Here is a 13365-nt window from a genome sequence, read left to right as displayed (position 1 = left end):
ATAGATAATTCAATTTTTCCAGATGGTGGACCGTTTAAAACATGACATGCCGGATCTACTGTATTCCAGTCTTGAATTGCGGGTTCTGACAATGTGTATAAATAAGCAAATTCTCCAGGCTGTGAAACTTGTAAGTCACAAAAATCACCCTCTTTTAGAACACGATTATTAAATGAAAAAGGCCGACCATCAATTTCTCCATGGCCTGTAAATGTGTCATCAGGGTCTGCATACTCATCAAACAGAGTTTCATCTGTATTATTTAAGGTGTAATCATTTGTTTCATCAAATACTAGTACTGGAACTGTTACATTGACCCATGGATTTAAGTATTGTTCGGAAACTGAGGGTAAAAAGCTAAATTGACCTTCAATTTCATCATTAATTACAAACTCTAAGCTTCCATCGCCTGCGTCAGGACAGCTTTCGTGTTTAATAATTATTTCTGAATTGATAGGTTCTGGTGGAGAAAAGTAAATTGTAATAGATCCGGCACAATTAAATGGGTTACCTGGGTCGTAGTCTAATACATTATCCGAGTTTAAGAAGTAATTATCAACAGCCCATATTGTGACACTATACTCCTCTTCCTCATATATATTGTTATCGTTAAGGTCAAAAAAATTAATACTTTCTTCAATATTCGGGTCAATTTCGTTTGCAGGGTTAGGGGTTGTTCCCACATACCATGTAAAATCAGTTGAAAATATTGATGCTGGACTCCCTCCACTAACTGCATTGGGCCCCATTTTAAGAGTTCCTCTAGCTCCATCACAGAGAGGGTCAATAATGATTTCCGGATTATCAGTTATAGTAATTTCTTCAAAAACAGGTGGGTTTGTTTGTATGTCAAATGGCATAGTGAACTCCCAATCTCCACCACCTATCATTTCAACCTCAATATTCCATTCTCCAGGAAATGGAATTGAAATAATTGCTGTTCCAGAATTTTGACTACCATTAATTGGATCAGATGTTGAAAAACTCCCAGCCTTAAATTTCATAAAATCATATAAAGTAGGATCCCAGTTACCCGTTATTTCCCAATCAACAAATACCTCCGCTCCAGTGCCTGCGCATTCTGCTTGTTGTATGTTTACACATGATATTGTTACGTCAAATGGGGTTTCATTTTCTGGTATCATATTAATTATACAACCATCAATACATTCAGTAACATAATCACATGATCCATCATCTTCAGTTGCAGCAGAATCAAAGTTACAAGCAATTGTATCTGTGCATCCAGTGTTTTGCCCAACACTGCAAAAGGAAATTAGAAATAATGTATATACTAACCATTTTAAATAAGTGTTAGTGCTAAAATTTAAAGAATATTTTTTAACTAAATTTTTCAAGAAAATCATTTTTAATATAATCTATTAAAAATAACTAAAAATATTTAAATAACAGAGAGCCTTTTTGATATTCTATGTAGGAAAAATGGTTAATCCAGTCGCCAAGATTTATATATTTTGCTGAAGGGGTTAATTCTATCTCTATTGGCTCATGTATGTGTCCAAAAACGAAGTAGTTAATATCTTTGTTGGTAAGTATTTCTTTGGAATATTCAATTAGAGACTCTCTTAAAGCTTCTTTATTAAATTGTCCACCTTTTTTTCTGCTAAGACCTGACCAAGTATGTGCTAATTTAATACCTAAATTAGGATTTAGCTTTGAAAAAAGCCATTGACAAGCTGAACTGGAGAAAATAGATTTTAAAATTTTATACTTTGCACTACTGTTACCCAAACCATCGCCATGGCAGATGTAAAATGTTTTATCTTCAATTTTTGTTACTAATGGTTTATAATGCACTATTAGTCCAAGCTCTTTCTCTAAATATCCAAATGTCCAAAGATCATGGTTACCAGGAAAGAAATGAATTTTTATACCTTGATCCGTGAAATGTGCTAGTTTACCTTTTAGTCTCTCAAAGCCCTTTGGAATCACCCTTTTATATTCAAACCAAAAATCAAAAATGTCTCCAACTAAATAAATTTCTTTTGCATTCTCTGCAATATTATCTAGCCAGTTACATATTTTTTTTTCTCTCTCTTTACTTTCTGCATGATTGGGACTGCCAAGATGGAAGTCAGAAGCAAAATAAACTTTTTCTCTTTTAGCCATCAATTAATTTTTTGATTCTAAGTTCTAGGTCCAACCCTCTTAAATTTTTTGCAACTATTTTACCTTCTTTATCTACCAAAACAGTATATGGGATAGAATTAAAATTATAGAGTTCTCTGACATATGTTTCCCAGCCTTTTAATTCACTTAAATGAATCCATGGAGATAGATTGTCATCTTTGATAGCCTTTAGCCATGCTGATTTGGAGTCTTTTTGTCTTGCAGTTCCATCTAATGAAACACTTATAATCTCAAAGTCCTTTTTGGAGTATTTTGTATATAATTTTACAAGTTTAGGATTTTCCATTCTACAGGGCTTACACCAAGATGCCCAAAAATCAATTAATACAACTTTATTTTTAAAGTCAGAAAGTGATACGGATTTATTATTTTGATCAGGTAGTGTAAAATCTGGTGCTGGTTGTCCGTAGGCTAGGGGTCTAAAAAGTTCTATTTGATCTTCTAAAAGGGTAACGTGATTGGAGTTGGGAAAGTTTGTTTTTAAATTTTCTAGTACCATTTCAAAAACCTCTAGGTGTTCATCTACAGTCATTACAGGGGACGATTGTCCATATTCCTGAAATAGAGCTATCAAACATACCTTGGAATTTTTATTATCATTAATAAAAGTCTTTAAGTATTCTTGATGAATGGCAAGTTTGTCAAAAAAAGCTTCTCTATACATCGCAACTTTTTCTTCATAGTCTTCACTGTCTGAAAGATCTTGTAATTCTTGAGTAATTGAGTCTCTAAAATTTAATAAGTTTAAAAGATTATTGTCTAGCTCCATAATCTTTTTTGTACCACTCGAACCTTTAATACTCAATTGGTCTTCTTGAAAATTAATAACAATATTTTCTCCTAAATCTACAAGTATATCAAATGATGATCCATCATGGAATTTTAATCGATATAATTCTTCTTCCAAAATAGTTTTTTTAAAAGAAAATTTTCCATTTTTAATATTAGTAGTATCAATTAAACTTTCAACAGGATCTATCTTTAGAAGGATAGCATCGCCAACTCTATCAGTATCTGCCGTTATTATAAAACTATTTTTATTTGTATTACAAGCCATNAGAAGGATTATAATTAAAATCTTTAAAGTACTTTTCATCATTTACTTAATTTATTTTTTAATACTTCATTAATCTTTTTGGGNTNTAATTTTCCTTTTGATTCTCGCATAATTTCACCCATAAACATACCAATTAAATTGGNNTTTCCGTTTTGATACGCAACTACNTTATCNGGATATTTTNTNANAGCNTTCTCTANTANCTCTTCGATTAATTNTGTGTTGTCTTCTTGAATCCAACCNTTTTTNTCAGCTANATTAATNGGGGACTCATTNCNNTTAATCATCTCTGGAAATATTTTTTTAGAAACAATAAGATTATTNACTTTATTNTCANTAATCATATCTGCTAGTTCAGCTAAATNTTCTGCAGNGATTTTAAGATCAGAAATTTCAATTGTCCTTTCATTAATGTAAGATTTAATTACTCCCATTAATAAATTTGCTGCAGATTTGTAATTATTAGTGTGTAAAATAATTCTATTGAAAAAATCAGATAGCGACTTGTCTTCAGAAAGTATTTTAGAATCGTATTCGCTTAACTTAAATTCATCTTTATATTTTAGAAATCTTTCTTTGGGTAGAGTAGGCATGTCTTTTTTAACATCTTCAATATACTCATCTGTAATTACGATAGGCGGTATGTCAGGTTCTGTGAAATATCTATAATCATGAGCATCTTCTTTGCTTCTTAGTATTGTTGTAGTATTTGAAACTGCATTATAATTTCTAGTTTCTTGATTTACAACACTATTATTGTTATAGCAGTTAATTTGTCGTTCTGCTTCTAAATTAATTGCTTTCATTACATTTTTAAATGAATTAATATTTTTGACTTCAACCCGGTTGCGTAACTCTTTTGTTCCTTTTGGTCTTACAGAAATGTTTGCATCACACCTAAGACTCCCCTCTTCCATGTTTCCGTTGGATATTTCTAGATATCTTACTAATTTACGTATCTCTTGAAGATATAAGTATGCTTCTTCCGGTGATCTAATTTCTGGTTCTGACACAATTTCCAGTAAAGCTACTCCCGCTCTATTAAAATCGATAAGTGAGTGGTCTGGGTCTAAATCATGTATACTTTTACCAGCATCTTCTTCCATATGAATTCTTGTAAGTTGAATTTTTTTATTGTTATTCAATTCTACATAGCCTCCAGTGCAAATTGGGGTTTTGTCCTGCGTGATTTGGTATCCCTTAGGAAGATCTGGATAGAAGTAATTTTTTCTAGAGTATAAATTGTACTCAGTAATTTTACAATTTAGAGCCAGTCCTAGTTTTACCGCACTCTTAATTACCTCTTTATTCACTTTTGGAAGAGTTCCTGGATAGCCAAGTGATATTGGACTTATACATGAATTTGGGGGCTCTCCAAATTTATTTAAATCACTACAATATGCTTTTGATTTNGTAGANAGTTGAACGTGAACTTCTAGTCCAACNATGGTCTCATATTTTATTGTATTTACATTCATCAATATTTAATGATTCTGTGTTTATCAATATTTATATTATCATTAATTTTCAGAACATAAATGCCTTTAGGAAAAGCATCACTTAATGAAATTGGTATTGTAGTTTTATCACTTTCTTTTGATAAAATTATTTTCCCATACATGTCATATAGTTCTATTGTTTTTAGATTTTGAGATACTGTATTAACAGTTACATGCTTAGTGCATGGGTTAGGGTATACCATAGAATTATTTATTTCATCAAGTTGAGTATTTAAGCTTGGAGGAGCAAATACAAATAATCCATATTGCATGTCTGAAACAAGTATGTTTCCTGAAGGAAGTAGAGGGTAAACTCCCCATGCTCCTTTGTAACTATCTCCATCCTCAAGAGGATATGTGTCATANCTTGCTACATATGTTGGATTTGATGGATCTGAAATATCCCATATCCACAATCCATCATAGTAATGAGATNCAAACAGTAAGTTGTCTTTAATAATTAAATTATGAGCTATGGAAGTAGATGTTACATCACTTAAAATAGTTGTAATGACATTGATGTCAGAAGGGTTAGAAACATCACATATTTTCATTTTATAACCATGATTTTCATCTGCAAAAACATATGTGTTGCCATCTTCTGTTAGCCATCCAGAGTGATTATACCCAGCGTATGGATAATCTGTTAAAGATCCTAGTATTTGAGGGTTGTTAAAATCTGAAAAATCTACTATATGTAGTCCATTGTTTCCTGCATTTAAATATCCTATATGGTCTTTAACATAGATGTCGTGTACATAGCCAACATCATCAAATTTTTTTAAAAAAGTAGGATTTTGAGGTTCTTCTAATGAAAAAAGGGAAAGTTCATTCGATTCCTCCATAACTCTTCCACCACAAACGTACATTATAGCATTTTCTTCATCTATAAAAATATTGTGTGATCGTGTAATTATATCATTTGTATCATAAACTACACTAATTTCACTTGGTAAATTACTTATATCCATAATTTGTAATGTGCTCGAGTTCATTTCATCAGCAACTGCATATAAATAGCCATTATAAGTGTGAAAATCTCTATGAACAACCTGTGAACTTGTTGAGCCACCATTTACAGATGCTACTAGATAACTATTTTCTGGATCTGTAACATCAAAAATATGTGTTCCTTGTGTTGAACCAATTACTGCAAATTCGTGATCATTTTGAACAAATCCCCAGATTTCATTATAAATGTTTCCAACCCAGTTGTCTCCTGGATCATCTTCAACATTCAGAACAGTTCCATCATCAGTCCATTGATATAGTAATTCTAAGCTATTTTGTTGGCCCATGAACACAAGACTGATTAGTAAGAAGGTAAAGAGTAAATAATTTTTTTCCATATTAAATGATTTTAGATTCTACAAAGTTACATAATTGATGATTAAAATTAGATTTATCTACATCAATAAAATCAATTTCTATTTGAATACATATTAATGTAAAGTGTTTTTCTAATTTTTGTTTATCTGTTTTTAATAGACGATAGAAGTCTTTTTCAGTAAATAACAGTTCTTTTGCATATTTTTTTGATTTACCAAGTTGTATGATTTTATTAATATCTGATTGACTAAAATTATGATGATCATTAAATTTTATATGATTATACGAGATTTTCTCCTTTTCAAGGAAACTTAATAATGTCCTTGGGTTTTCTATTCCTGTTACTAATAAATGATTTAGTTTTTTATTTAAGTTACCAATTTTAGAATTTTGCATATTTAAAAAATGATATTTACTTATATAAGAGAAATAAATTTTCTGATTAAAATCTAAATGGATTTTTTCTTTTATATATTTTTGTTGTTGTTTAGAAATATCATGTGGACACTTAGTAACAATAATGATATTTGCTCTTTTCTTTTCAAATATAGGTTCTCTTAATTTCCCTCTAGGTAATAATGAGTCATTGGTAAATAAATCATTAAATTCAGTAAGTAGAATATTCATATCTCTCTTTAATGATCTGTGCTGATATCCATCATCCAATATTATAGTCTCAATTTTCGGATCAATTTTTAATAATTTTTTAACACCTTGAACTCTGTCAGAATCGCAAGCGATTAATATATCATTGAATTTGTTATATAGTTGACAGTTTTCATCTCCAATTTGAAGCGCACTATTTATTTTATTGTTTGCTAATAAAAATCCTTTTGTTTTCCTTTTATATCCTCTACTTAGGACAGCTATCTTATAGTTTTTCAATACTTTTATTAGGTACTCAACATGAGGTGTTTTACCAGTTCCACCCACTTTTAAATTCCCAATTGAAATTACTAACGTAGATGCTTTGTATTCACTGATTACATTTAAATCAAACAATAGATTACGAAATCTCACAATCAAATAATATATCAATTGAATGGGTATTAATAGGAATTTAATCAAAGTCATATTATTATAATCGCTTATTTTTGTGTTAATATAAAACTAAATAAACATGAAATTATTTGAAATATCAAATTATTTAGACACGAGGGTTCCATTAGCACTACAAGAAGAATATGATAATTGTGGTTTGTTAATTGGAGATAAAAATAAAGAAATTAATTCAGTTTTGATTTCTTTGGATTGCACAGAGGAACTAGTCGATGAAGCAATTAATAATAATCACAATTTAATTGTAAGTCACCATCCTTTAATATTTAGTGGTGTGAAAAAAATTATTGGCTCAAATAATGTTGAAAAAATAATTGCAAAGGCCATAAAATATGATATTGCAATTTATGCTATGCATACTAACCTAGATAATATTCATGGAGGTGTTTCTTTTCAAATTGCTGAAAAAATTAATTTAATTAATAGCAAAATACTCAAGCCTAAGTCCAATATTATAACCAAGATAACTGTATATTGCCCAACTACTCATACTGAGCAAGTTAAAAATGCATTATTTGATAGTGGTGCTGGGACAATCAGTGAATTTTACGATAGATGTGCTTTCGTTTCAAATGGTCAAGGTTTTTTTAGACCCTTAGAAGGGGCTAGTCCATTTTCTGGAAATATAGGAAAAGACTCATCATCTAAAGAGGATAAAATAGAAATGATTTTTTATTCTTATTTGAAATCAAAAATTCTATCTGCTTTAAAAGAATCACACCCATACCAAGAAATTGCTTATTTTTTAGATGATATCCAAAACGATTCTCAAGCAGGATCCGGTGTAATAGGTGAGTTGCAAAAGCCAATGTCATTAAATAATTTTCTATCCCATGTTAAACAAAAAATGAATACTTCTGTAATTCGATATAATAATAATAAAAGGTCTGCTCAAAATATTAAAAAAGTTGCTGTTTGCGGAGGTTCTGGTAGATTTTTATTAGAGGATGCAATTAGAAGTGAAGCTGATGTTTTCATTACTTCTGACTTTAAGTATCACGATTTTTTTGATACAAATAATCAAATTATTGTATTTGATATAGGCCATTATGAAAGTGAATTTTACACTCAGCAGTTAATTTTTAGTATAATTAAAGAAAAATTTTCTAAATTAGCGCTCCATTTAACAGACATATGTACTAATCCAATTTTATATTATTAAAAAGATGGCTAAGACAAACATAAAAGAAAGCAGTTATTCAGCTTCAGCAATAAGTGCTAAATTAGAATCTCTTTATCAACTACAAATAATTGATTCAAAAATAGATAAACTAAAAATTTTAAGAGGCGAATTACCACTAGAGGTGTCTGATCTAGAATCAGAAATTGATAAATTAAATGATCGTTTAAATAAACAATTGGAAGTAGAAGAAGAGTTTAATAATGCAATTAGCACACAGGAGCAAAAAATCAAAGATTCTACTGCATTAATTGAAAAGTATGAGTCTCAACAAATGAAAGTTAGGAATAATCGTGAATTTAATGCAATCAATAAAGAGTTAGAATTTCAAGCTTTAGAAATTGAATTAGCAAATAAAAAAATAAAAAGCTCAGATATTTCAATAAATGAAAATGCTGATAAAATTAAATTAATAAAGGCAAAAATCAGAGAAAGAAAAAAGCACTTGAAAAATAAAAAATCACAACTTTCAGAAATAATTAAATCAACTGAGAAGGAAGAAGACCAATTATTATCCAAAAAGAAAAAAGCAGAAAAAAGCATCGATGTATCTTTAGTTGAAGCATATTCTTCTATACGAAATTCTTCTAAAAATGGATTAAGCGTAGTAAAAATTGATCGCGATGCTTGTGGTGGATGTTTTAGTAGCATAACAGCCCAACATTCATTAAATATTAGAATGCGAAAAGAAATTTATTTCTGCGAAAATTGTGGTCGTATATTAGTCCCAGAAGATATTGATGCTTAGCATTAAAACTTGTAATTGCAACTTATAATTAGTGATTTTTTAGATTGGATTATATCAGCACTCTGAACGGAGTTTGTTAAATTCTGGTCATTATAAACAATATACTCTCCCTCAGATAAACGATTAATTAAAGCAATATCGAAAAAATAGGCTCCTTTTTGAAATCCAATACCAGTTGAAATATATTCTTTTTCTAAGTTATTTAAATTATTATTAAAAGGATTTCCAAATATAGCATATCCAGTTCTAAAAGAAATATCTTTTACTTTCCATTCAAAACCAATTTTTTTATTATTAGTTTTTTGGTAGAAGTTAGCTATGTTATTATTAGCTGTTTGAAATCCGCTATGATATACACTTGATATATTAGAGGATGAATAGTCAATCGCTTCATAGTCAAATGTAATCAGCCCTTTTTTAGCAATAATAAGTGCTAGGCTAGCAATTGATTTCGAAGGAGTTTGAACTCTATATGGATCAGTTATATGGAGATTGTCTGCATAATTTTCCCCCCAAGTTTCGGTTATGGTTGACATGCTAGTTTCGTAGGATTCTTCAATCTCAAAATATGTTTTAGAATGGTATGCCCATCCTAATCTTAAGAAATGCCAAGGTTTTGCTACAGCACCAATTTTAAAATTTAAGCCAAAGCCGGTTACATATAAATTCTCATTAAAGTTCCATGCTTGAACTTCATTTGTTTTATTATCAAAGCCATCTTCAAGATAACGACTTTGGTATGTATAGTTTATGCTGCTCATTGTCATACTAGCTCCTAAAAAAAGAAAATCTTTATATGCACCTGATGCAGATATGTCAAAGTCATCAATCGATCCAGACTCACTAATTTCTACATATTGATTTTGTCCAATTTGATTTACATTTGAATAGTAGGTGCTAACATCACCAATTGTATCAATTAAATATGTCCAGTACGCAAGGTAATCATTCGAACTATTCAAATTTTCCCATGGTGTACCTTGAGCATTATCTAAAAAAGTGTTTGCCATTGTACTCTCGTTATTGTAACCTCCAATACTTATTCTTCTATTTAGATCAGTTCTTCGGTTATAGATTAATGCATAATTAAATCTATTCCATCCGTCAGCATTTTCAAGAGGAATTGTTTGAATATATCCAATATTTTGAAAATTCAATTTACGTCTATCGGTGCTATTTTTGTTATCTAAATAATCGCTTTCAACATTTTCATTAGAACTCATGAGACTTGCTGAGAATTCATTTGTTCTATATGTTGCTAAAGTAGCAGGGTTTGATAGAATTGAGCCAGTATTTCCTCCAAGAGCACTAAATGAGCCACCCAATGAGGATACTCTGGCAGTACTATAATTATCAAACAATGAATAACGTAGTACATCAATTTCATTTTGTGCAGAAATATTTAAAAATATAAAGTAAATGAATAGAGATAGTTTAATTTTTGACATAATGTAATTTTTAGTTTCTTTTGCTTCTATTAGAGTTGGATCTGTTTACTCTGTTAGAGTTAGGTCTAGAGTTGTTATTAATAGATCTATTGTTATTAAAATTATTGTTTCTTTTATTTGAATTGTAGCTATTATTTTTGTTTGAGTTATTTTCTCTTTTATTTGAATTGTAGCTATTGTTGTTTTTATCTTGATTGTATTTTTTGGATGGAGAAACTCTATCTTGAAGATTGTTTGTTCTTTTCTTTATTGGATTTCTCTCTTCGTTGTTAATTTTTTTATTTTGCGAATTTTCTTTTTTGATAAGATTTATTGGGCTTCTTGGTTGAGAGCTCAGATTATGATTAACATTTGTATTATTAGTTGATCTTGGTCCATGTGATACATTTTGATAGCCTGATGAAATAACATAATTATTTAATCCACCATAAAAGTAATTATAGTGTCCGGGATAGTAGTAGTTGTGCCAATGATTGTATCCATAATTCCATGGCGAATGCCATCCATAATTCAAATAATTATATGGTGAGTGCCATCCAGAACTGTAATGCAGCCCAAGACCCCAGCCGTAGTTACTATAATTTAAGCTCCAACCCCATGATGGTTGGTGCCAATTGTACCATGAAGGAGAATTCCATCCATAATCCCAATAATAATCGTGGTGATAATAGTTGTTGAATCTACGTATTCTATTTTCATAACTTATATCTTCGTCCCAATCAAGATTATCATCAATACTATCATTTGTTATTCTTTCTAAATTAGTTTCGTTTGATTTATACAAAAAATCATAGTTTACTTCTGAGTCATTGTAATATATGTCATCAAAAAAATTCTGACTATAAGCTAACGGTGTTAGAAGAAACATGATTAAAAGAAGATATTTATTATTAGTATTAATCATATAATTGGTATTTATTATTGTTAAACGTAAAATTACAAGTTTATTTTTTAATTTTAAAAAAAATATTAATCAATGATTGTACAACAATAATTATACCAAAGTTTAAAATTTATGTCAAAAAAATTAACAAAACGATCCGAGGACTTTTCAAAATGGTATAATGATATTGTTTTACATGCTGATTTGGCTGAAAATTCTGGTGTCAGAGGTTGTATGGTTATTAAACCATATGGATTTGCAATTTGGGAAGAAATGAAGGCAATTCTTGATCGTAAGTTTAAAGAAACTGGTCATGTTAATGCCTATTTCCCACTTTTTATTCCTAAATCCTTTTTTACTAAAGAAGCTAGTCATGTTGATGGTTTTGCAAAGGAGTGTGCTGTAGTTACACATTATCGCTTAAAAAGTAGTGATTCTGGTGATATTGTTGTTGATCAGGATGCAAAATTAGAAGAAGAGTTAATTGTTAGGCCCACATCTGAAACTATTATTTGGGATACTTATAAGAGATGGATTAAGTCATATCGAGATTTACCATTATTAATTAACCAATGGGCAAATGTTGTTAGGTGGGAAATGCGTACACGACTTTTTTTAAGGACTTCGGAATTTTTATGGCAAGAGGGACATACTGCTCATTCAACTGAACAAGAAGCTATCGATGAAACAAAGAAGATATTATCAATTTATAAAGAATTTATTGAACAAACTTTATGTATACCTGTTTTAGATGGTTTAAAAACTGATTCAGAAAAATTTGCAGGCGCAGAACAAACTTATTGTGTCGAGGCATTAATGCAAGATGGAAAGGCTCTTCAAGCTGGTACTTCACATTTTTTAGGACAAAATTTCGCAAAAGCTTTCGATGTCAAGTTTGCTAATAAAGAAGGAAAGCTCGAACATGTTTGGGCAAGTTCTTGGGGAGTTTCAACAAGATTGATGGGTGCTTTAGTTATGACTCATTCAGATGATAATGGATTAGTTTTACCACCTAGTTTAGCTCCGTTTCAGGTAGTTTTAATTCCGATATATCACAATAAAGAAGAATATAACGAGGTTACTTCTTGTTTAAAAGATATCAGTCATAGTCTACGACAAAAAAATATTAGAGTTAAGGAAGATTTTAGAGATACTCATAAGCCAGGTTGGAAGTTTTCAGAATATGAACTTAAGGGTGTGCCAATTAGGATCGCTTTAGGCCCAAGAGATTTACAAAATAAAACAGTTGAAGTATGTAGGCGAGATACGCTAAGCAAATACAATGTGTCATTGAATGATATTGTAGATTCTGTTTTAGATACTTTATCCCAAATTCAAGAATCAATATTTGAAAATGCAAAGGAATTTAGAAAAAAAAATACGTTCATCGTAGATAATTTTGATGACTTTGAAGATAAAATTAGTTTAGGGGGGTTTGTATTAGCCCATTGGGATGGATCCTCAGAGACTGAGGACGAAATAAAAAAGAGAACTAAAGCTACTATTAGATGCATACCTACTAATTTAGAAAGTGAAGAAGGCAAATGTGTTTTGACAGGTAATCCATCTCTTAAGAGAGTAGTTTTTGCTAAATCATATTAGATTTTTTTTTTTTTTAAACAGAAAAGTTATTAATTTTGCTCCCTTATATTTTAAATGAGATAAAAATAAGGTCCCTTCGTCTAATGGTTAGGACATCAGGTTTTCATCCTGAAAATAGGGGTTCGATCCCCCTAGGGACTACTAAAAAAAAAATAAGAAAATGGCAAATCATAAATCAACAAAAAAAAGAATTCGTTCAAATCAGACTAAAAATGAAGGTAATAAATATTTTCATAAAACTGTTAGAAATGCATTGAGGTCAGCTTTTTCTGATTCACCTAAGGAGGGTCTTGAAAAAAATAAGATTGTTTCAATGATTGATAAGTTAGAGAAAAAGAATATAATTCATAAAAATAAGGCTGCTCGTTTAAAATCTAAATTAATGAAAAAAAGTAGTTAATAATACTTT

General features: G+C 30.1%; 12 protein-coding genes and 1 tRNA gene. 5 read left to right on the top strand and 8 right to left on the bottom strand.

The features are described 5' to 3' along the window. From CBD51_007085 to lpxK, 6 genes are all read right to left on the bottom strand, one after another. A partial coding sequence (locus CBD51_007085) for a hypothetical protein (GenBank protein ID RPG57692.1) occupies positions 1-1358 on the bottom strand: 1358 nt, incomplete at its 3' end. A 34-nt stretch (positions 1359-1392) separates the two neighbouring features. Next, positions 1393-2130: a UDP-2,3-diacylglucosamine diphosphatase gene (locus CBD51_007080; GenBank protein ID RPG57691.1), complete on the bottom strand. Its 738-nt coding sequence runs from the start codon at positions 2128-2130 to the stop codon at positions 1393-1395. Next, entirely contained in the window at positions 2123-3250 is a 1128-nt protein-coding gene (locus CBD51_007075; protein RPG57690.1) for an AhpC/TSA family protein, read from the bottom strand. Before CBD51_007075 ends, CBD51_007080 begins: the two co-directional genes overlap by 8 nt. After that, complete coding sequence (gene gatB, locus CBD51_007070; protein RPG57689.1) at positions 3247-4686, bottom strand: Asp-tRNA(Asn)/Glu-tRNA(Gln) amidotransferase subunit GatB; 1440 nt, start codon at positions 4684-4686, stop codon at positions 3247-3249. The genes CBD51_007075 and gatB overlap by 4 nt, the downstream gene beginning before the upstream one ends. Beyond that, positions 4686-6056, bottom strand: coding sequence for a choice-of-anchor B family protein (locus CBD51_007065; protein ID RPG57688.1), 1371 nt, complete (start codon positions 6054-6056; stop codon positions 4686-4688). Before CBD51_007065 ends, gatB begins: the two co-directional genes overlap by 1 nt. 1 nt (position 6057) lies before the next feature. Next, a complete protein-coding gene (gene lpxK, locus CBD51_007060; protein ID RPG57687.1) occupies positions 6058-7110 on the bottom strand; it encodes a tetraacyldisaccharide 4'-kinase in 1053 nt (350 codons plus the stop codon). Positions 7111-7156: 46 nt separating this feature from the next. On the opposite strand from lpxK, the gene CBD51_007055 reads away from it, so the two are divergent. Together CBD51_007055 and CBD51_007050 are read left to right on the top strand one after the other, a co-directional pair. Continuing rightward, positions 7157-8257 carry a Nif3-like dinuclear metal center hexameric protein gene (locus CBD51_007055; protein RPG57686.1) on the top strand — a complete coding sequence of 367 codons (1101 nt, stop codon included), beginning with the start codon at positions 7157-7159 and terminating at the stop codon, positions 8255-8257. A gap of 4 nt (positions 8258-8261) precedes the next feature. Beyond that, on the top strand, positions 8262-9023 hold the full coding sequence (locus CBD51_007050; protein ID RPG57685.1) for a hypothetical protein: 762 nt from the start codon (positions 8262-8264) through the stop codon (positions 9021-9023). 2 nt (positions 9024-9025) lie between these two features. Here CBD51_007050 and CBD51_007045 read toward each other — a convergent pair whose 3' ends face one another. Continuing rightward, positions 9026-10471, bottom strand: coding sequence for a hypothetical protein (locus tag CBD51_007045; GenBank protein RPG57684.1), 1446 nt, complete (start codon positions 10469-10471; stop codon positions 9026-9028). 10 nt (positions 10472-10481) lie between these two features. Beyond that, complete coding sequence (locus CBD51_007040) at positions 10482-11375, bottom strand: hypothetical protein (protein ID RPG57683.1); 894 nt, start codon at positions 11373-11375, stop codon at positions 10482-10484. Between the two features lie 111 nt (positions 11376-11486). On the opposite strand from CBD51_007040, the gene CBD51_007035 reads away from it, so the two are divergent. From CBD51_007035 to CBD51_007025, 3 genes are all read left to right on the top strand, one after another. Continuing rightward, positions 11487-12956 carry a proline--tRNA ligase gene (locus tag CBD51_007035; GenBank protein RPG57682.1) on the top strand — a complete coding sequence of 490 codons (1470 nt, stop codon included), beginning with the start codon at positions 11487-11489 and terminating at the stop codon, positions 12954-12956. A gap of 69 nt (positions 12957-13025) precedes the next feature. Then, a tRNA-Glu gene (locus CBD51_007030) sits at positions 13026-13100 on the top strand. Positions 13101-13116: 16 nt separating this feature from the next. After that, a complete protein-coding gene (locus tag CBD51_007025) occupies positions 13117-13356 on the top strand; it encodes a 30S ribosomal protein S20 (GenBank protein ID RPG57681.1) in 240 nt (79 codons plus the stop codon). Positions 13357-13365: the final 9 nt, after the last annotated feature.

This window comes from Flavobacteriales bacterium TMED191, from assembly GCA_002171975.2.
Classification (GTDB): Bacteria; Bacteroidota; Bacteroidia; order Flavobacteriales; family TMED113.
This window is presented reverse-complemented; position numbering and strand designations above follow the sequence as displayed.